18 protein-coding genes are annotated in these 18,638 nt (G+C 70.2%); 1 reads left to right on the plus strand and 17 read right to left on the minus strand.

Features of this window, described 5'->3' with window-relative positions:
• Nucleotides 1–223 precede the first annotated feature (223 nt).
• The 13 genes from metK to pyrR form a co-directional block, all read right to left on the minus strand.
• Nucleotides 224–1,432, minus strand: a complete 1,209-nt coding sequence (metK, locus tag FCH28_RS31760) for a methionine adenosyltransferase (RefSeq protein ID WP_136743634.1) — start codon at nucleotides 1,430–1,432, stop codon at nucleotides 224–226.
• A 252-nt stretch (nucleotides 1,433–1,684) separates the two neighbouring features.
• On the minus strand, nucleotides 1,685–2,905 hold the full coding sequence (gene coaBC / locus FCH28_RS31765; RefSeq protein ID WP_136743635.1) for a bifunctional phosphopantothenoylcysteine decarboxylase/phosphopantothenate--cysteine ligase CoaBC: 1,221 nt from the start codon (nucleotides 2,903–2,905) through the stop codon (nucleotides 1,685–1,687).
• Nucleotides 2,906–3,003: 98 nt separating this feature from the next.
• Nucleotides 3,004–3,276, minus strand: coding sequence for a DNA-directed RNA polymerase subunit omega (rpoZ, locus tag FCH28_RS31770; protein ID WP_005319902.1), 273 nt, complete (start codon nucleotides 3,274–3,276; stop codon nucleotides 3,004–3,006).
• Nucleotides 3,277–3,346: 70 nt separating this feature from the next.
• Nucleotides 3,347–3,964: a guanylate kinase gene (gene gmk, locus FCH28_RS31775; protein WP_136743636.1), complete on the minus strand. Its 618-nt coding sequence runs from the start codon at nucleotides 3,962–3,964 to the stop codon at nucleotides 3,347–3,349.
• Nucleotides 3,965–4,001: 37 nt separating this feature from the next.
• Complete coding sequence (locus FCH28_RS31780) at nucleotides 4,002–4,325, minus strand: integration host factor (protein ID WP_136743637.1); 324 nt, start codon at nucleotides 4,323–4,325, stop codon at nucleotides 4,002–4,004.
• A gap of 215 nt (nucleotides 4,326–4,540) precedes the next feature.
• Nucleotides 4,541–5,431, minus strand: coding sequence for an orotidine-5'-phosphate decarboxylase (pyrF, locus tag FCH28_RS31785; RefSeq protein WP_281289777.1), 891 nt, complete (start codon nucleotides 5,429–5,431; stop codon nucleotides 4,541–4,543).
• Complete coding sequence (locus FCH28_RS31790) at nucleotides 5,428–6,540, minus strand: quinone-dependent dihydroorotate dehydrogenase (protein ID WP_136743638.1); 1,113 nt, start codon at nucleotides 6,538–6,540, stop codon at nucleotides 5,428–5,430. The genes pyrF and FCH28_RS31790 overlap by 4 nt, the downstream gene beginning before the upstream one ends.
• 125 nt (nucleotides 6,541–6,665) lie before the next feature.
• The gene (gene carB, locus FCH28_RS31795) at nucleotides 6,666–9,974 is read right to left on the minus strand and encodes a carbamoyl-phosphate synthase large subunit (RefSeq protein WP_136743639.1); all 3,309 of its coding nucleotides are present in this window, start codon (nucleotides 9,972–9,974) and stop codon (nucleotides 6,666–6,668) included.
• Nucleotides 9,967–11,115 (minus strand): glutamine-hydrolyzing carbamoyl-phosphate synthase small subunit, encoded by a 1,149-nt coding sequence (carA, locus tag FCH28_RS31800; protein WP_136743640.1) that lies wholly within the window; start codon nucleotides 11,113–11,115, stop codon nucleotides 9,967–9,969. The genes carB and carA overlap by 8 nt, the downstream gene beginning before the upstream one ends.
• Nucleotides 11,112–11,708 (minus strand): PH-like domain-containing protein, encoded by a 597-nt coding sequence (locus FCH28_RS31805; protein ID WP_136743641.1) that lies wholly within the window; start codon nucleotides 11,706–11,708, stop codon nucleotides 11,112–11,114. Before FCH28_RS31805 ends, carA begins: the two co-directional genes overlap by 4 nt.
• Entirely contained in the window at nucleotides 11,705–13,000 is a 1,296-nt protein-coding gene (locus FCH28_RS31810; protein WP_136743642.1) for a dihydroorotase, read from the minus strand. Before FCH28_RS31810 ends, FCH28_RS31805 begins: the two co-directional genes overlap by 4 nt.
• A gap of 2 nt (nucleotides 13,001–13,002) precedes the next feature.
• A complete protein-coding gene (locus FCH28_RS31815) occupies nucleotides 13,003–13,989 on the minus strand; it encodes an aspartate carbamoyltransferase catalytic subunit (protein WP_136743643.1) in 987 nt (328 codons plus the stop codon).
• Nucleotides 13,990–14,090: 101 nt separating this feature from the next.
• Nucleotides 14,091–14,681: a bifunctional pyr operon transcriptional regulator/uracil phosphoribosyltransferase PyrR gene (gene pyrR / locus FCH28_RS31820; RefSeq protein ID WP_136743644.1), complete on the minus strand. Its 591-nt coding sequence runs from the start codon at nucleotides 14,679–14,681 to the stop codon at nucleotides 14,091–14,093.
• 221 nt (nucleotides 14,682–14,902) lie between these two features.
• Here pyrR and bldD point away from each other — a divergent pair, with 221 nt between their 5' ends.
• Complete coding sequence (gene bldD, locus FCH28_RS31825; protein ID WP_136743645.1) at nucleotides 14,903–15,403, plus strand: transcriptional regulator BldD; 501 nt, start codon at nucleotides 14,903–14,905, stop codon at nucleotides 15,401–15,403.
• A 258-nt stretch (nucleotides 15,404–15,661) separates the two neighbouring features.
• Here the strand turns inward: bldD and nusB are convergent, their stop codons facing one another.
• The 4 genes from nusB to FCH28_RS31845 all read right to left on the minus strand — a co-directional run.
• The gene (nusB, locus tag FCH28_RS31830; RefSeq protein ID WP_136743646.1) at nucleotides 15,662–16,096 is read right to left on the minus strand and encodes a transcription antitermination factor NusB; all 435 of its coding nucleotides are present in this window, start codon (nucleotides 16,094–16,096) and stop codon (nucleotides 15,662–15,664) included.
• A gap of 2 nt (nucleotides 16,097–16,098) precedes the next feature.
• Entirely contained in the window at nucleotides 16,099–16,665 is a 567-nt protein-coding gene (gene efp, locus FCH28_RS31835) for an elongation factor P (RefSeq protein ID WP_136743647.1), read from the minus strand.
• Between the two features lie 66 nt (nucleotides 16,666–16,731).
• Nucleotides 16,732–17,838, minus strand: a complete 1,107-nt coding sequence (locus FCH28_RS31840; protein WP_136743648.1) for an aminopeptidase P family protein — start codon at nucleotides 17,836–17,838, stop codon at nucleotides 16,732–16,734.
• Between the two features lie 73 nt (nucleotides 17,839–17,911).
• Nucleotides 17,912–18,638, minus strand: a 727-nt coding sequence (locus tag FCH28_RS31845; protein WP_136743649.1) for an AAA family ATPase, incomplete at its 5' end; no start/stop codon positions are given.

Here is an 18,638-nt window from a genome sequence, read left to right on the forward strand (position 1 = left end):
CCCGGGGGCAATACCGGGTGGCCGGATGCAGCGCGTTGGCTCCCCTCAGGGGACGATGCCGAGTGGCCGGATGCAGCACGTGCGCCCCGCCCGAGGGCCCGCACCACCGCGGCCACAGCCACGCCCCCCGACCACCACACCCCGAACGCACCGCAACCCCGGACCGCCAAGCGGTCCGGGGTTGCGGTGACGTGAAGCGGCGCTGCGAAACTCGCCGGTGGCCTTAGAGGCCCGCGGCCTTCTTCAGGGCATCCACGCGGTCGGTGCGCTCCCAGGTGAAGTCCTCCAGCTCGCGGCCGAAGTGGCCGTAGGCGGCGGTCTGGGCGTAGATCGGGCGGAGCAGGTCGAGGTCGCGGATGATCGCGGCCGGACGGAGGTCGAAGACCTCGCCGATGGCCTGCTCGATCTTGTCGGTGTCGACGGTGGCGGTGCCGAAGGTCTCGACGAACAGACCCACCGGCTCGGCCTTGCCGATCGCGTAGGCCACCTGGACCTCGCAGCGGGCGGCGAGGCCGGCCGCGACGACGTTCTTGGCGACCCAGCGCATCGCGTACGCGGCCGAGCGGTCGACCTTGGACGGGTCCTTGCCGGAGAACGCGCCGCCGCCGTGGCGGGCCATGCCGCCGTAGGTGTCAATGATGATCTTGCGGCCGGTCAGACCCGCGTCACCCATCGGGCCGCCGATCTCGAAACGACCGGTCGGGTTGACCAGGAGGCGGTAGCCGTCGGTGTCCAGCTTGATGCCGTCCTCGACCAGCTGGGCCAGGACGTGCTCGACGACGAACTCGCGGATGTCGGGCGCCAGGAGGGAGTCCAGGTCGATGTCCGACGCGTGCTGCGAGGAGACGACGACGGTGTCGAGGCGGACCGCCTTGTGGCCGTCGTACTCGATGGTGACCTGGGTCTTGCCGTCGGGGCGCAGGTAGGGGATGGTCCCGTTCTTGCGGACCTCGGACAGGCGCTTGGACAGCCGGTGCGCGAGGTTGATCGGGAGCGGCATCAGCTCCGGCGTCTCGTCGCAGGCATAGCCGAACATCAGGCCCTGGTCGCCGGCGCCCTGCCGGTCCAGCTCGTCGTCATCGCCCTCGACGCGGTACTCGTGCGCGGTGTCGACGCCCTGGGCGATGTCCGGGGACTGCGCGCCGATGGACACCGAGACGCCGCAGGACGCGCCGTCGAAGCCCTTCTTGGACGAGTCGTAGCCGATGTCCAGGATCTTGTTGCGCACAAGGTTGGGGATATCGGCGTACGCCTTGGTCGTCACCTCACCGGCGACATGCACCAGGCCGGTGGTGATCAGCGTCTCGACGGCGACCCGGGAGGTCGGGTCCTCCTTGAGGAGCGCGTCGAGAATCGTGTCGCTGATCTGGTCAGCGATCTTGTCGGGGTGGCCCTCGGTGACGGACTCCGAGGTGAACAGGCGGCGGGACACATCGCTCCCTGGGGTTGCAGCGGCTGCTGGCTGATCATTGGCGGAAGGGCCGAGAGCTGCGCTCGGCCCGGTCCACGGCCAGTTTATCGGTCGTGTGTGACGTTCGGACACGCAGTCTCGATTTATGGACCCCGCGTGACCTGGGACACTACGGCACACGATAGGACGATCACCTCGAGAACCGGTCGGGTCAAGAGGGCACGCCGATGACGATGAGGCCGGTGGGGCGCCCCGGGCGGTTGGCCGGGCAGGTCAGCGGCGGTTCTCCGCCAGACGCGGGACGACGAGGTCCCACACCGTTTCGGCCAGGTCTTCCTTGGGTCCGTAGGGAACCGGGGTCTCGGTGCCGTCCGTGGCGAGGATCACCGCCTCGTTCTCAGCCGAACCGAACGCCCTGTGCTCCCCGACCTCGTTGACAACCAGCAGGTCACAGCCCTTGCGGGCGAGCTTGGCGCGGCCGTTGGCGAGCACCTCGTCGGTTTCGGCGGCGAAACCGACCACAAGTTGGCCGGGACGCGCCCGTTCGGACGAAATCTCGGCGAGGATGTCCGGATTACGGACCAGGGTGACTGGATCCGGCTCCTGGCCGTCCCGTTTCTTGATTTTGCCGGTGGCGTAGACGGTCGGTCGGAAATCGGCCACGGCGGCGGCCATGACCACCGCGTCGGCGTCCGCGGCGGCCTTCAGGACGGCCTCGCGCAGTTGGAGGGCGGTTCCGACGTGGACCACGTCCACCCCGGCCGGATCGGGCAGCTCGGTGTTGCCGGCGACCAGCGTGACGCGGGCGCCGCGGGCGACGGCCGTACGGGCGAGGGCGTAGCCCTGCTTGCCGGAGGAGCGGTTGCCCAGGTAGCGCACCGGGTCCAGGGGCTCGCGGGTGCCGCCGGCGCTGATGACCACATGGCGGCCGGCAAGGTCCTGTGTCAGCGCCCGGTCGCCGCGGGCGAGGACCCTACGACAGAGTTCGAAGATCTCGGCCGGGTCGGGGAAGCGGCCCTTGCCGGTGTCGACGCCGGTCAGCCGGCCGACCGCGGGATCGACGACGACCGCGCCGCGGCGCCGCAGCGTGGCGACGTTCTCCTGGGTGGCGGGGTGCTCCCACATCTCGGTGTGCATCGCGGGCGCGAAGATCACCGGGCATCGGGCCGTCAGCAGCGTGTTCGTCAGCAGGTCGTCGGCGAGGCCGTGGGCGGCCTTGGCGAGCATGTCGGCGGTGGCGGGGGCGACCACGACGAGGTCGGCGGACTGGCCGATGCGGACGTGCGGCACCTCGTGGACGGACTCCCAGACCTCTGTGGCGGCCGGGTGGCCGGACAGCGCCGACCAGGTGGCCTCGCCGACGAAGTGCAGCGCCGCGGCGGTGGGCACCACCCGTACGTCATGCCCGGACTCGGTGAGCCGCCGCAGCAGCTCGCACGCCTTGTAGGCGGCGATCCCGCCACTGACGCCCAGGACGACCTTGGGCTTGTCCATCGCCTCTCCCCACGCTCCGGTACGTCGCTACGTACCCCATGACACACCACGGGCCCGACAGCTGCGCCGCCGAGCCCGTGGTGAGGTGAATGTGCTGCTTACTGAGCCGGGCCCTCGATGGCCTCGGAGGTCAGCAGACCCGCGTTGATCTCGCGGAGCGCGATCGACAGGGGCTTCTCGTGGACATGCGTGTCGACGAGCGGGCCGACGTACTCGAGCAGGCCCTCGCCGAGCTGCGAGTAGTACGCGTTGATCTGGCGCGCGCGCTTGGCGGCGTAGATCACGAGGCTGTACTTCGAGTCGGTGGCCTCGAGAAGCTCATCAATGGGCGGGTTGATGATGCCCTCGGGTGCGGTGATGGAAGAGGACACTCTCTACCTTCCGAAGGGGGATGAAGCCGGGGTGAAACTCAAAAAATGTGGCGGTCTGGGGAGTCGCGGATCAGCCGCTGATGTTCTGGTCCCCAGGTCGACGCAGCATCAAGGCTAGCAGCTCACGGCTGACGTCCTCGACGGAGGTGTTGACGAGGGTCACATCGAACTCCGTCTCCGCGGCCAGTTCGACCCTGGCGGCCTCCAGACGGCGCTCGATGACCTCGGGGGCCTCGGTGCCGCGCCCCGTGAGCCGGCGGACGAGTTCGTCCCAGCTCGGCGGGGCCAGGAAGACCAGGTGGGCTTCCTTCATGGAATCGCGGACCTGACGGGCGCCCTGGAGATCGATCTCCAGCAGAACCGGCTCGCCTGCCTCCAGGCGGTCCAGGACCGCCTTTCTGGGAGTGCCGTAGCGGTTGCCCGCGAATTCGGCCCATTCCAGCAATTCGCCGTTGGCGATCAGCTTGTCGAATTCCTCGTCCTCGACGAAGAAGTACTGCACGCCGTGCCGCTCCCCCGGGCGCGGCTTGCGGGTGGTGGCCGAAACGGAGAGCCAGACTTCGGGGTGGACCTTGCGCAGATGCGCGACGACCGTGCTCTTGCCGACCCCCGAGGGGCCGGAGAGCACGGTCAGTCGCGGACGTACGTCCGGGGGCGCGGGGGTCGTCCCCCGGGATGTTGCAGCCATGCGCCGATTATTCCAGCTTCCCGGTAGTGCCGGAAATTCAGGAAGCGGAGGCGCCGAACTCTCGCTCCAGCGACGCGATCTGGTTGGAGCCGAGCCCCCGGACGCGGCGGCTCTCGGAGATGCCGAGCCGCTCCATGATCTGCTTGGCGCGGACCTTGCCGACGCCGGGCAGGGACTCCAGGAGCGCGGAGACCTTCATCTTGCCGATGACGTCGTTCTCCTGGCCCTGCTTGATCACGTCGTGGAGGGATGCTCCAGAGTGCTTGAGCCGATTCTTGACCTCGGCGCGCTCCCGGCGAGCCGCGGCGGCCTTCTCGAGCGCGGCTGCGCGCTGTTCAGGGGTAAGGGGCGGAAGAGCCACGCCTACGTCACCTCGGATGTAGAACTGTCGGATATCGGACCGGTGTGGAACCTAGTCGCCCCGCACCAGCGGAGCAACGAACAACGCGCTTACGTGCGGTGCTCTCGTCGGAGACTAGCGGGCAAGGGCGCCAGAGTCAGCGAGAACAGACGAAAAGTCCTGGTCAGACTCTGCTGACCAGGACAATTCGGTACCAAACCACCGGCTGGAGAGCCCTAAACGACCGCGCTCCGCACCTCGTCGGCGAATCGGGCCGCCGCCGAGCGCAGCCCCGCGGCGTCCGGACCGTGCCGGAGGACCCCCCGGCTGACGCTCGGCACGACGTTGCGGACCGCGTCCCCGAAGACGGTGGGCAGGTCGGCGGGGGTGGCGCCCTGAGCGCCGATGCCGGGTGCCAGCAGCGGGCCGTTGATCGCCAGGTCGAACGAGGAGAGATCGCCGAGCGTGGCGCCGACGACCGCGCCGAAGGAGCCCAGCGGCTCGGCGTCGGCGTTCTCGGCCGCGAGGTGGCCGAGCATCGTCGCGGCGAGGGTACGGCCGTCCTCACGGACCGCCCGCTGGACCTCGGCGCCCTCGGGGTTGGAGGTCAGCGCGAGGACGAAGAGTCCGGCACCGTTCTCCCGTGCCAGGTCGACGGCCGGCTTCAGCGAGCCGTAGCCGAGGTACGGGGAGACCGTCAGCGCGTCCGAGAACAGCGGGGAGTCCTTGCTGAGGAAGGTCTCGGCGTACGCCGCCATGGTGGAGCCGATGTCGCCGCGCTTGGCGTCCATGAGGACCAGGGCGCCGCGCTCGCGCGCCTCGGCGACGGCCGTCTCCAGGACCGCGATGCCCCTCGAGCCGAACCGTTCGAAGAACGCGGCCTGCGGCTTGAAGACCGCGACCTGCTCGCCGAGTGCCTCCACGACGGTGCGGGTGAACCGTGCCAGGCCCGCGACGTCGTCGTTCAGACCCCAGTCGGCCAGCAGCGAGGCGTGCGGGTCGATGCCGACGCAGAGCGGGCCCCGGGTGTCCATGGCATGGCGCAGCCGGGCGCCGAAGGGGAAATCCTGCGGCCCGGAGGGCCTCGTTGAGGGGTGGTGGTCGGGCGACGGGTGGGCCAGGGTCATGCTGCGGTCTCCTCTCGGGCGGAGGCGCCGACGGCCTCGGCGAGTGTGGCGTACGGGGAGTTGTCGAGGCGCGCGGCCAGGCCCTTGTGGAGGGCGCGGCACCAGAACGGGCCCTCGTAGATGAAGGCGCTGTAGCCCTGGACGAGGGTGGCGCCGGCCAGGATGCGCTGCCAGGCGTCCTCGGCGTTCTCGATGCCGCCGACCCCGACGAGGGTGATCCGGTCGCCGACGCGGGCGTAGAGGCGGCGCAGGACCTCCAGGGAGCGCGCCTTGACGGGTGCGCCGGAGAGGCCGCCGGTCTCGGCGGTCAGCGCCGGGTCGGAGGTCAGCCCGAGGCCGTCGCGGGCGATGGTGGTGTTGGTGGCGATGATGCCGTCCAGGCCCAGTTCGAGGGCGAGGTCGGCGACCGCGTCGATGTCCGCGTCGGCGAGGTCCGGGGCGATCTTGACGAGAAGCGGGACCCGGCGGTCGGTGACCGTGCGGTCGGCGGCCTCGCGGACCGCGGTCAGCAGCGGCCGCAGGTGCTCGACGGCCTGGAGGTTGCGCAGCCCCGGGGTGTTCGGGGAGGAGACGTTGACCACCAGGTAGTCGGCGTGGCGGGCGAGCCGCTCGGTGGAGGTGACGTAGTCCGCCACCGCCTCCTCCTCGGGCACGATCTTGGTCTTGCCGATGTTGACGCCGACGGTCGTCGGGAAGACGGGGTTACGGGCCGCCAGCCGGGCCGCAACGGACGCCGAGCCGTCGTTGTTGAAGCCCATCCGGTTGATCAGCGCGCGGTCCGGTACGAGCCGGAAGAGGCGCTTCTTGGGGTTGCCGGGCTGGGGCTGTGCGGTGACGGTGCCGATCTCGACGTGGTCGAAGCCGAGCATGGTCATGCCGTCGATCGCGACGGCGTTCTTGTCGAAGCCGGCGGCCAGGCCGAACGGGCCGTGCATCCGGCGGCCGAGCGCCTCGATGCGCAGCTCCTTGTAGCGGGGCGCGAGGGCGGCCGCGACGAAGGTGCGCAGTACGGGGGTGCGGGCGGCCAGTCGGATCCAGCGGAAGGCCAGGTGGTGGGCCTTCTCGGGGTCCATCCGACGGAAGATCAGGTTGAAGAAGAGCTGGTACATGGTGGTGTCCTCGGAAAACGCCTGGTGGGCTGCTTCGGGTCGGCGTGGTGGCCGGTCGGCCTCATGAACTGCTCGGCCTCATGAAGAGGGGGACACCTTCCGGTGTCCCCCTCGTGGGCCGTCCGCTAGTCGCGGGCTGCGATCAGGTGTTCCGCGTGTTCCTGGAGTGACCTGACGCCGACGTCGCCGCGGTTCATCGCCTCGATGCCCTGGACGGCGGCCGCGAGGGCCTGGACCGTGGTCAGGCAGGGCACGGAGCGGGCCACCGCCGCGGTACGGATGTCGTAGCCGTCCAGGCGGCCCCCGGTGCCGTAGGGGGTGTTGATGATCAGGTCGACCTGGCCGTCGTGGATCAGCTGGACGATGGTCTTCTCACCGTCCGGGCCCTCGCCCTCGGACTGCTTGCGCACCACGGTGGCGTTGATGCCGTTGCGCTTGAGGACCTCGGCGGTGCCGGAGGTGGCCAGCAGCTCGAAGCCGTGGGCGACCAGTTCCCGCGCCGGGAAGATCATCGAGCGCTTGTCGCGGTTGGCGACGGAGACGAACGCGCGGCCCTTGGTGGGCAGCGCCCCGTAAGCGGCGGACTGGGACTTGGCGTAGGCGGTGCCGAAGACCGTGTCGATGCCCATGACCTCGCCGGTGGAGCGCATCTCCGGGCCGAGGATGGTGTCCACGCCGCGGCCCGACGCGTCGCGGAACCGCGACCAGGGCATCACGGCTTCCTTGACGGAGATCGGCGCGTCCAGCGGCAGGGTGCCTCCGTCGCCCGTCTTGGGCAGCATGCCCTCGGCGCGCAGCTCGGCGATGGTGGCGCCGAGCGAGATCCGGGCGGCGGCCTTGGCGAGCGGCACCGCGGTCGCCTTCGAGGTGAAGGGGACGGTGCGGGAGGCGCGCGGGTTGGCTTCGAGGACGTAGAGGATGTCCCCGGCCATCGCGAACTGGATGTTGATCAGTCCGCGGACGCCGACTCCCTTGGCGATGGCCTCCGTGGAGGCCCGCAGCCGCTTGATGTCGAAGCCGCCGAGGGTGATCGGGGGCAGCGCGCAGGCGGAGTCGCCGGAGTGGATGCCGGCTTCCTCGATGTGCTCCATGACGCCGCCGAGGTAGAGCTCGGTGCCGTCGTAGAGGGCGTCGACGTCGATCTCGATGGCGTCGTCGAGGAACCGGTCGATGAGGACCGGGTGCTGTTCGATCAGGCCGGCGTGGCGGGTGAGGTACTCGCCCAGCGACGGCTCGTCGTAGACGATCTCCATGCCGCGGCCGCCCAGCACGTAGGACGGGCGGACCATGACCGGGTAGCCGATCTCGGTGGCGATCGTCTTCGCCTCCTCGAAGGAGAAGGCGGTGCCGTACTTCGGGGCGGGCAGGCCGGCGTCGGTCAGCACCCGGCCGAAGGCGCCGCGCTCCTCGGCGAGGTCGATCGCCTCGGGCGAGGTGCCGACGATCGGCACGCCGTTGTCCTTGAGCGCCTGTGCCAGGCCCAGCGGGGTCTGGCCGCCCAGCTGGACGATGACGCCGGCGACCGGTCCTGCCTGGGTCTCGGCGTGCACGATCTCCAGCACGTCCTCGAGCGTCAGCGGCTCGAAGTACAGGCGGTCGGAGGTGTCGTAGTCGGTCGAGACGGTCTCCGGGTTGCAGTTGACCATCACCGTCTCGTAGCCGGCGTCGCTGAGCGCGAACGAGGCGTGGACGCAGGAGTAGTCGAACTCGATGCCCTGGCCGATGCGGTTGGGACCGGAGCCGAGGATGATCACGGCGGGCTTCTCGCGCGGCGCGACCTCGGTCTCCTCGTCGTAGGAGGAGTAGAAGTACGGCGTCCTGGCGGCGAACTCGGCGGCGCAGGTGTCGACGGTCTTGTAGACCGGGCGGACGCCGAGGGCGTGCCGCACCTCGCGCACCACGTCCTCGCGCAGCCCGCGGATCGCGGCGATCTGGGCGTCGGAGAAACCGTAGCGCTTTGCTTCCGCGAGGATCTCGGGGCCGAGCTTGTCGGCCTCCGCGATCTCGTCGGCGATCTCCTTGATCAGGAAGAGCTGGTCGACGAACCACGGGTCGATCTTGGTGGCGTCGAAGATCTCCTGCCGGCCGGCGCCGGCGCGGATCGCCCGCATCACGGTGTTGATCCGGCCGTCGGTCGGGATCCGGGCGATCTTCAGCAGATCCGCCTTGTTGCCGGGCTCGGCCACGAAGTCGAACTGGCTGCCCTTCTTCTCCACCGAGCGCAGCGCCTTGTTGAGCGCCTCGGGGAAGTTGCGGCCGATCGCCATGGCCTCGCCGACCGACTTCATGGTGGTGGTCAGCGTGGCGTCGGCGGCCGGGAACTTCTCGAATGCGAAGCGCGGCACCTTGACGACGACGTAGTCGAGCGTCGGCTCGAAGGACGCCGGGGTCTTCTCGGTGATGTCGTTCGGGATCTCGTCGAGCGTGTAGCCGACCGCCAGCCGGGCCGCGATCTTGGCGATCGGGAAGCCGGTGGCCTTGGAGGCGAGCGCGGAGGACCGGGAGACCCGCGGGTTCATCTCGATGACGATGATGCGTCCGTCATCGGGGTTGACCGCGAACTGGATGTTGCAGCCGCCGGTGTCGACGCCGACCTCACGGATGATCGCGATGCCGATGTCGCGCAGCCGCTGGTACTCGCGGTCGGTCAGGGTCATCGCCGGGGCGACGGTGATCGAGTCACCGGTGTGCACGCCCATCGGGTCGAAGTTCTCGATGGAGCAGACGACCACGACGTTGTCGTTCTTGTCGCGCATCAGCTCCAGCTCGTACTCCTTCCAGCCGAGGATGGACTCCTCCAGGAGCACCTCGGTGGTCGGCGAGAGGGTGAGGCCCTGGCCGGCGATCCGGCGCAGCTCGTCCTCGTCGTGGGCGAAGCCGGAGCCGGCGCCGCCCATGGTGAAGGACGGGCGGACGACGACCGGGTAGCCGCCCAGCTCGCGGACGCCGTCGAGGACCTCGTCCATGGAGTGGCAGATCACCGAGCGGGCGGACTCGCCGTGGCCGATCTTGCCGCGGACGGCTTCGACCACGCCCTTGAAGAGGTCGCGGTCCTCGCCCTTGTTGATCGCCTCGACATTGGCGCCGATCAGCTCGACGCCGTACTTCTCCAGCACACCCTGCTCGTGCATGGAGATCGCGGTGTTCAGCGCGGTCTGGCCGCCCAGGGTGGGCAGCAGCGCGTCGGGCCGCTCCTTGGCGATGATCTTCTCGACGAACTCCGGGGTGATCGGCTCGACGTAGGTGGCGTCGGCGATCTCCGGGTCGGTCATGATCGTGGCCGGGTTGGAGTTGACCAGGATGACGCGCAGGCCCTCGGCCTTGAGCACTCGGCAGGCCTGGGTGCCGGAGTAGTCGAACTCGGCGGCCTGGCCGATGACGATCGGGCCGGAGCCGATGACCAGGACGGACTGGATATCGGTGCGCTTAGGCACGCTGGGCTCCCTGTTCTGCCATGAGCTGTACGAAGCGGTCGAAGAGGTACGCGGCGTCGTGCGGACCCGCGGCCGCCTCGGGGTGGTACTGGACGCTGAAGGCCGGCTGGTCGAGGAGGTGCAGACCCTCCACCACGTTGTCGTTCAGGCAGACGTGGGAGACCTCGGCGCGGCCGAAGGGGGTGTCGGAGACCTTGTCGAGCGGCGCGTCGACGGCGAATCCGTGGTTGTGCGCGGTGACCTCGACCTTGCCGGTCGTACGGTCCTGCACCGGCTGGTTGATGCCCCGGTGGCCGTACTTGAGCTTGTACGTGCCGAAGCCCAGCGCGCGGCCCAGGATCTGATTGCCGAAGCAGATGCCGAACAGCGGGGTCCGGCGCTCCAGGACGGCACGCATGACGGAGACCGGGTGGTCGGCGGTGGCCGGGTCGCCCGGACCGTTGGAGAAGAACACGCCGTCCGGCTGCACCGCGTAGATGTCCTCGGCGGTGGCGGTCGCGGGCAGCACATGCACCTCGATGCCGCGTTCGGCCATCCGGTGCGGGGTCATGCCCTTGATGCCCAGGTCGACCGCGGCGACCGTGAACTTCTTCGTACCGATGGCGGGGACGACGTACGCCTCCTTGGTGGCGACCTCGGCGGAGAGGTCGGCGCCCTTCATCTCGGGGGCCTGGCGCACCTTGGCCAGCATCGTGCCGGCGTCGGGCAGCGCCTCGCCGGAGAAGATGCCGACCCGCATCGCGCCGCTCTCGCGCAGATGGCGGGTGAGCGCGCGGGTGTCGACGCCGCTGATGCCGACGACGTGCTGGGCGACCAGCTCCTCGTCCAGGGAGCGCACCGAGCGCCAGTTGGACGGCATACGGGCGGGGTCGCGGACCACGTAGCCGGACACCCAGATCCGCTGCGACTCGGGGTCCTCGTCGTTCACGCCGGTGTTGCCGATGTGCGGGGCGGTCATGACGACGACCTGGCGGTGGTACGAGGGGTCGGTCAGGGTCTCCTGATAGCCGGTCATGCCGGTGGAGAACACCGCCTCGCCGAAGGTCTCCCCCACGGCCCCGTAGGCACGACCGTGGAAGGTACGGCCGTCCTCCAGGACGAGTACGGCGGGGATCTTGGGCCCCCTGGTGGAGGTCGTCATCGTGCGCCTTCCGTTTCGGTGTGCTCGGTGGTGCTGTTGGTGTTCTCGGTGGTGCTGAGCCGGTCCAGGGCCTCGACCCAGGCCGGGTGCTCGCTCGCCCGGTCCGAGCGGAACCCGGAGTCGATCTGCCGGTCACCGTGCTCCCAGGTGACGATCAGCAGGCCGCCCTCGGTCAGGACCTTGCCCGCGATGCCCTTGTCGAGCCGGGCGCCGCGCAGCGCCGCGGCCGGCACGAAGAAGTCCTGGGCACCCGGCCGTACGACGTCCAGGCCCTGGTCGGTCAGGGCCAGCTCGGCGCGGCTGCGGGTGCCGAGGCCGCGGGCCACGATCCGGTCGAGCCACTGCCCGGCGGTGGTGGAGCCGTGGTAGCGGCCGCTCATCGTCAGCTTCGGCTCTCCGGCGTCGGCCGGCGCGGAGGGCAGCTCGGGCAGATCGCCCTGGAGCCGGCCTCGCCACTTCCAGCCCTCGCGCATCAGCCAGTAGACGAAGACGACGAAGACCAGCAGTCCGACGACCCAGGCGATACGGCTCGCCCAGTCGGTGACCGGCGCGGACCGCTGCGCTTCGGCCAGTTGGATGAGAGGAGGAGTCACGCCAGCTTCCCGTCGACGACCGTTGCCCGGCCCCGCAGGAAGGTGTGGGTGACGCGTCCCGACAGCTCACGGCCCTCGTAGGGGGTGTTGCGGCTGCGGGAGGCGAAGCCCGCGGGGTCCACCACTCCACGGTAAGCGGAATCGACCAGCGTGAGGTTGGCAGGCTCACCGGCCGAGATGGGCCGTCCGTGGCCTTCGAGACGGCCGATGTCCGCGGGGCGGAAGGACATCCGGTCGGCGACGCCGGCCCAGTCCAGCAGCCCGCTGTCGACCATCGTGTGCTGGACGACGGACAGCGCGGTCTCCAGGCCGACCATGCCCATGGCCGCGGCGCCCCACTCGCAGTCCTTGTCCTCGTGCGGGTGCGGGGCGTGGTCGGTGGCGACGATGTCGATCGTGCCGTCGGCCAGGGCCTCGCGCAGCGCCAGCACGTCGCGCTCGGTGCGCAGCGGCGGGTTGACCTTGTAGACCGGGTTGTACGTCCGCACCAGCTCGTCGGTGAGCAGCAGGTGGTGCGGGGTGACCTCGGCGGTGACGTTGATGCCGCGGGACTTGGCCCAGCGCACGATCTCGACGGAGCCGGCGGTGGACAGGTGGCAGATGTGCACGCGGGAGCCGACGTGCTCGGCGAGGAGGACATCGCGGGCGATGATCGACTCCTCGGCGACGGCCGGCCAGCCGCCGAGGCCCAGCTCGGCGGAGACGATGCCCTCGTTCATCTGGGCGCCCTCGGTGAGCCGGGGCTCCTGGGCGTGCTGGGCGACGACGCCGTCGAAGGCCTTCACGTACTCCAGCGCCCGGCGCATGATCACCGCGTCGTCGACGCACTTGCCGTCGTCGGAGAAGACCCGGACGTTCGCGGCGGACTCGTGCATGGCGCCGAGCTCGGCGAGCTTCTTGCCCTCCAGGCCGACGGTGACGGCGCCGATGGGCTGCACGTCGCAGTAGCCGTGCTCCTTGCCGAGCCGCCAGACCTGCTCGACGACGCCCGCGGTGTCGGCCACCGGGAAGGTGTTGGCCATGGCGAAGACGGCCGTGTAGCCGCCCACGGCGGCAGCCCGCGTACCGGTCAGCACGGTCTCGGAGTCCTCGCGGCCCGGCTCACGCAGATGGGTGTGCAGATCGACCAGGCCCGGCAGGAGGATCTTGCCCTCCGCCTCGACGACCTGGGCGCCCTCGGCGCTGGAGACGGTGAGGTCGGTGCCCACGGCGGTGATCGTCTCGTCCGTGATCAGCACGTCCTGCGGCTCGCCACCGAGGACCTTCGCCCCGCGGATAAGGATCTTGCTCATGATTACTTGCTCTCCTCGGTGGGCGTGCTGGTGGCGGTGACGGCGGGCTCGTTGCCGCCCAGAAGCAGGTAGAGGACCGCCATACGGATGCTGACACCGTTGGCGACCTGTTCGACGGCGGTGCAGCGCGGCGAGTCGGCGACCTCGGCGGTGATCTCCATGCCGCGGTTCATCGGTCCGGGGTGCATCACGATGGCGTGTTCCGGCATCCGGGCCATCCGCTCGCCGTCGAGGCCGTAGCGCCGCGCGTACTCCCGCTCGGTGGGGAAGAACGCCGCGTTCATCCGCTCGCGCTGGACGCGCAGCATCATCACCGCGTCCGACTTGGCGACCACGGAGTCCAGGTCGTACGAGACCTCGCAGGGCCACCGCTCCACACCGAACGGCACCAGGGTCGGCGGTGCGACCAGGGTGACCTCGGCGCCGAGCGTGGTCAGCAGATGGACGTTGGAGCGGGCGACGCGGCTGTGCAGGATGTCGCCGACGATGGTGATCCGGCGGCCGGCGAGGTCCTGGCCGATGCCGGCGTCGGCGCCGACCAGCCGGCGGCGCATCGTGAAGGCGTCCAGCAGCGCCTGGGTGGGGTGCTCGTGGGTGCCGTCACCGGCGTTGACCACGGAGCCGCCGATCCAGCCGGAGGTCGCCAGGCGGTGCGGGGCGCCGGAGTCGTGGTGCCGGATGACGACGGCGTCCGCGCCCATCGCCTCCAGGGTCAAGGCGGTGTCCTTGAGCGACTCGCCCTTGGAGACCGACGAGCCCTTCGCGGAGAAGTTGATGACATCCGCCGACAGCCGCTTGGCGGCGGCCTCGAAGGAGATACGGGTGCGGGTCGAGTCCTCGAAGAAGAGGTTGACGACGGTGCGTCCGCGCAGGGTGGGCAGCTTCTTGATCGGCCGGTCGGCGACCCGGGCCATCTCCTCGGCGGTGTCGAGGATCAGGACGGCGTCGTCGCGCGTGAGGTCGGCGGCCGAGATGAGGTGACGCTTCATCCGGTTTCTCCGTGAGTTCCGTGAGTGAGGGAGGTGTACGGGAATGTCCGTCGAGCAGGCAGGGGCGCGGGCCCGGGATCACCGGGTCCGTACGCGGTGCGCTAGCGCTCGCCGGCCGGGGCGGTCTCACGGACACCGAGCAGCACGGCGTCCCGGCCGTCCTCCTCGGTGAGCTGGACCTTGACCGTCTCCCGCAGCGACGTGGGGAGGTTCTTGCCTACGTAGTCGGCGCGGATGGGCAGTTCGCGGTGGCCGCGGTCGACCAGGACCGCCAGCTGCACGGCGCGCGGCCGTCCGATGTCGCCCAGCGCGTCCAGTGCGGCGCGGATGGTGCGGCCCGAGAAGAGGACGTCGTCGACGAGCAGGACGACCCGGCCCTCGATGCCGTCGGCGGGGATGTCCGTACGGGCGAGCGTGCGGGCGGGGCCGAGGCGCAGGTCGTCGCGGTACATCGTGATGTCGAGCGAGCCGACCGGGATCGTGCGGCCGGTGATCTCGGCCAGCTTGGCGGCCAGCCGCCGGGCGAGGAACACGCCACGGGTGGGAATTCCCAGGAGCACCACATCGTCCGCGCCCTTGGCGCGTTCGACGATTTCGTGGGCGATACGGGTGAGCATCCGCGCGATGTCCGGGCCTTCGAGGACCGGACGCGCGGGGGGCCGAGCTTCCCCTGCGGAACTGTTTGTGTCCATACGAAACGGACCCCCTTCTCCGCCTCACGGGACGGACTTTAAAGGACGTCGGAATTACGCGGCTCAGGCTACCAGGAGGCCTCCCAGGACCGGATCGCACCCCTGACGGGCGATGGTCCGGCCCATTCGGCTTGACGAAGTCAGATTACGCTGCGTAACCTCACAGTGAGTTACCAGCCCGCGGCGGAGCCGCATTTCGATACAGCTGTCTGGGGAGCTTTATGTCCAGCGAATACGCCAAACAGCTCGGGGCCAAGCTCCGCGCCATCCGCACCCAGCAGGGCCTCTCTCTCCACGGTGTCGAGGAGAAGTCCCAGGGTCGTTGGAAGGCCGTGGTGGTGGGGTCTTACGAGCGCGGCGACCGTGCAGTGACCGTGCAGCGCCTCGCCGAGCTCGCGGACTTCTACGGCGTGCCGGTGCAGGAGCTCCTGCCGGGCACGACGCCCGGCGGCGCCGCCGAGCCGCCGCCGAAGCTGGTGCTGGACCTGGAGCGGCTCGCCCATGTGCCGCAGGAGAAGGCCGGCCCGCTGCAGCGCTACGCCGCCACGATCCAGAGTCAGCGCGGCGACTACAACGGCAAGGTCCTCTCGATCCGCCAGGACGACCTGCGGACCCTCGCGGTGATCTACGACCAGTCGCCCTCGGTGCTCACCGAGCAGCTGATCAGCTGGGGCGTGCTGGACGCGGACGCCCGCCGCGCCGTGGCACACGACGACATCTGACGGTCGCCGTTCCCGCACGACATCACGACATGCAGAAACGTACCGCCGCCTCGGCCACCGAGGCGGCGGTCGTTTTGTTTCCGGCGGTGCACCCGGGGACTCCCGTTACCCGGGTGCTCCGGCCTCCCCGGCGATGACGCAGGGCGCACGGCACTCGGACATACCGCCCCAGGGGCCCCATGCGCCCCGCTGCGGGCATGCGAAGGGCCCGGAGCATCCCCTATCGCTCCGGGCCCTTTGATCGGCTCTGCCGTCCGCCTAGCCGGCCTCGCGCCGCAGGCTCGGCTTGAGGTCCTTCAGCCGGCCGAGGAGGCCGTTGACGAAGGCCGGGGAGTCGTCCGTGGAGAACTCCTTGGCGAGCTGGACCGCCTCGTCGATCGCCACCGCGTCCGGCGTGTCGTCCACCCAGATCAGCTCATAGGCGGCGAGCCGCAGGATGTTGCGGTCGACGACCGGCATCCGGTCCAGTTCCCAGTCGACGGAGTAGGTGGAGATCAGCTCGTCGATCCGCTTGATGTGGTCCGCGTACCCCTCCACCAGCTCCAGGGTGTACTCGTTCACCGGCGGCTGCCGGGGGTCGGTCCGGGCGTGTCGCATCCAGTCCGCCAGCACGGACTGCACGTCGGCACCGCGCTGATCGGCCTCGAAGAGGATCTGGAAGGCGCGCTTACGGGCCTTGTTGCGGGCGGCCACGGTTAGCTGCTCACCCGGCCGAGGTAGTCGCTCGTGCGGGTGTCGACCTTGATCTTCTCGCCCGTGGTGATGAAGAGCGGCACCTGGATCTGGTGGCCGGTCTCCAGCGTGGCGGGCTTGGTGCCGCCGGTGGAGCGGTCGCCCTGGACGCCCGGCTCGGTCTCCTGGACGGTGAGCTCGACGGCGGCGGGCAGCTCGACGTAGAGCACCTCGCCCTCGTGCTGCGCAACGACGGCCTCGAAGCCCTCGATCAGGAAGTTCGCGGCGTCGCCGACGGACTTGCGGTCGACGTGCAGCTGGTCGTAGGTGTCCATGTCCATGAAGACGAAGTAGTCGCCGTCCATGTACGAGAACTGCATCCCGCGCTTGTCGACAGTGGCCGTCTCGACCTTCACGCCGGCGTTGAAGGTCTTGTCGACGACCTTGCCGGAGAGCACGTTCTTCAGCTTGGTGCGGACGAAGGCGGGGCCCTTACCGGGCTTGACGTGCTGGAACTCGACGACGGACCAGAGCTGGCCGCCTTCGAGCTTGAGCACCATGCCGTTCTTGAGGTCGTTCGTGGAAGCCACGGTTGCGGAATCTCCTGGACTGCAGGTGGTGGGTACCTCGAAGCCGTACACGCGTAAGCCCTGGGCTCACAGCGCGAGCAGCTCCTTGGTCGTGATCGTGAGTAGCTCGGGTCCGCCGTCCGCCTCGGGGCGGACGACGAGTGTGTCGTCGATCCGGACACCTCCGCGGCCTGGGAGGTGAACCCCCGGCTCGACGGTGACCGGCACGCAAGCGTCCAGTTTACCCATGGCGGCAGGCGACAACTGAGGGTCCTCGTCGATTTCGAGTCCCACGCCGTGCCCGGTCCACGGTCCGAGCCCCTCGCCGTACCCCGCCGACTCCAGTACATGGCGGGTCACCCGGTCCACTTCGCGGCATTCCACCCCTGGTGCAAGGGCTTCCCGGCCGGCCCGCTGGGCCGCGAAGACGAGATCGTAGAGGTCGATCTGCCAGTCCGCCGGCGTGGTGCCGATGACGAAGGTCCGGCCGATCTCGCAGCGGTAGCCGCGGTAGTTGGCGCCCAGGCCGACGGTCAGGAAGTCGCCCTCCTCGACCCGTCGGTCGGTCGGCAGATGACCGAGCCGGCCGGAGTTCTGGCCGGCCGCGACGGAGGTCGGGAAGGCCGGGCCGTCCGCGCCGTGGTCGACGAGGCGGCGCTCCAGTTCGAGCGCGAGATGCCGCTCGGTGCGTCCCACCAGGATCGATTCGAGGAGTTCGCCGAGCGCCTGGTCGGTGATCTCGGCGGCGATCCGCAGACAGGCGATCTCGTCGTCGTCCTTGACCAGCCGCTGCGCCTCGACCGCGCAGGCCAGGTCGGCGAGCCGCAGCCGGGGCGCGACCTGGCCTAGCGCCCGGTGCCGGGCGACGGTGAGGTGGTGCTCCTCGACGGCGAGGGTCTCCGCGCCGGCCTTCGCCGCCAGGTCGGCGCCGGCGACGACCGGGTCGCCGCCGCGGCTGGGCAGCACGGACACCCGTACGTCTTCGACGGGCCGTCCCTCGGCCGGATCGCCGCTCAGCGGCCTGCCGCAGATCAGGATGTCTTCGGCGGGCCCCAGTAGCAGCGCGGCGCCGCCCGGCGCGCATCCGGTGAGGTAACGGACGTTGGCGGGGCGCGAGATCAGTGCGGCGACGCTTCCGGTTGCGGCGCAGCGGTCGCGCAGCCGCGTGCGTCGGACCGCGTACAACTCGGACATATCCCGAGCGTACGACCGTACCCGGCGGGCGGCCGGTCGAGATCGGCCGCCCGGGGGACACGGACCGGTCGGGCTACCAGTTGGGCGGGCTGGCGATGCTGCGGGCGACGACGTCGTCCAGCACCCGCACCGTGGTCGCGACGTCGTGCGCGGAGTTGTCGATGATCGGCAGTCCGGAGCCGTACCAGCCGGCCATCCGGCCGTGGATCCGGGCCACCTCCTCGTCGGACAGCCGGCGGTTGCCGGTGCGCCGGGCGTTGCGCTCCAGGACGATCTCCAGGCCCGGCAGCAACACGATCGGCAGCAGCCCCGGACCCACATGGCGCTTCCAGCCGCCGAGGCCGACGACCGGCCGGTCCGGGAAGACGGCGTCGTCGAGGATGCAGGAGATGCCGTTGGCGAGGAAGTTACGGGCCGCGAAGCCGCAGGTGCGGCGGGCGAGGCGGTACTGCGCCTCGGAGTGGTCGTTCCAGCCCGACTGCGGGTCGGCGAAGCCGGAGCGGACCCATTCGCGGACGTCGTCGAGGCTGATGTGCGCGGTGGGCACCCGGCGGGTGTCGGCCCAGTGGCGGGCGACGCTGGTCTTGCCGGCGCCGGCCGGGCCGATGAGCAGCACCGCGACAGCCGCGTGCGCGGCGTCCGCCGTGGCGGTGTCGGCGGGCGGGCTGGGCAGCGCCACCGGGGCGCCCGGCGGCAGCTGGATGTGGCCGGTGATGTCGGTGCTGTGCGGGGTGGGCGGGGCCTGCTGCGGCGCGGGGCCGTTCCAGCCGCCGCCCGGGGCGCCCTGCCCGTGCGGCGGC

The organism is Streptomyces piniterrae (assembly GCF_005048155.1).
In the GTDB taxonomy this organism is placed as follows: Bacteria; Actinomycetota; Actinomycetes; order Streptomycetales; family Streptomycetaceae; genus Streptomyces; species Streptomyces piniterrae.

Excerpts from the sequence above, each read along its gene's own strand:
- FCH28_RS31815 (WP_136743643.1), bottom strand. The coding sequence starts at position 13,989 with ATGAAGCGTCACCTCATCTCGGCCGCCGACCTCACGCGCGACGACGCC.
- pyrR (WP_136743644.1), bottom strand. The coding sequence starts at position 14,681 with ATGGACACAAACAGTTCCGCAGGGGAAGCTCGGCCCCCCGCGCGTCCG.
- carA (WP_136743640.1), bottom strand. The coding sequence starts at position 11,115 with ATGACGACCTCCACCAGGGGGCCCAAGATCCCCGCCGTACTCGTCCTG.
- FCH28_RS31790 (WP_136743638.1), bottom strand. The coding sequence starts at position 6,540 with ATGTACCAGCTCTTCTTCAACCTGATCTTCCGTCGGATGGACCCCGAG.
- gmk (WP_136743636.1), bottom strand. The coding sequence starts at position 3,964 with ATGGCTGCAACATCCCGGGGGACGACCCCCGCGCCCCCGGACGTACGT.
- FCH28_RS31840 (WP_136743648.1), bottom strand. The coding sequence starts at position 17,838 with ATGTCCGAGTTGTACGCGGTCCGACGCACGCGGCTGCGCGACCGCTGC.
- FCH28_RS31810 (WP_136743642.1), bottom strand. The coding sequence starts at position 13,000 with ATGAGCAAGATCCTTATCCGCGGGGCGAAGGTCCTCGGTGGCGAGCCG.
- pyrF (WP_281289777.1), bottom strand. The coding sequence starts at position 5,431 with ATGACCCTGGCCCACCCGTCGCCCGACCACCACCCCTCAACGAGGCCC.
- coaBC (WP_136743635.1), bottom strand. The coding sequence starts at position 2,905 with ATGGACAAGCCCAAGGTCGTCCTGGGCGTCAGTGGCGGGATCGCCGCC.
- bldD (WP_136743645.1), top strand. The coding sequence starts at position 14,903 with ATGTCCAGCGAATACGCCAAACAGCTCGGGGCCAAGCTCCGCGCCATC.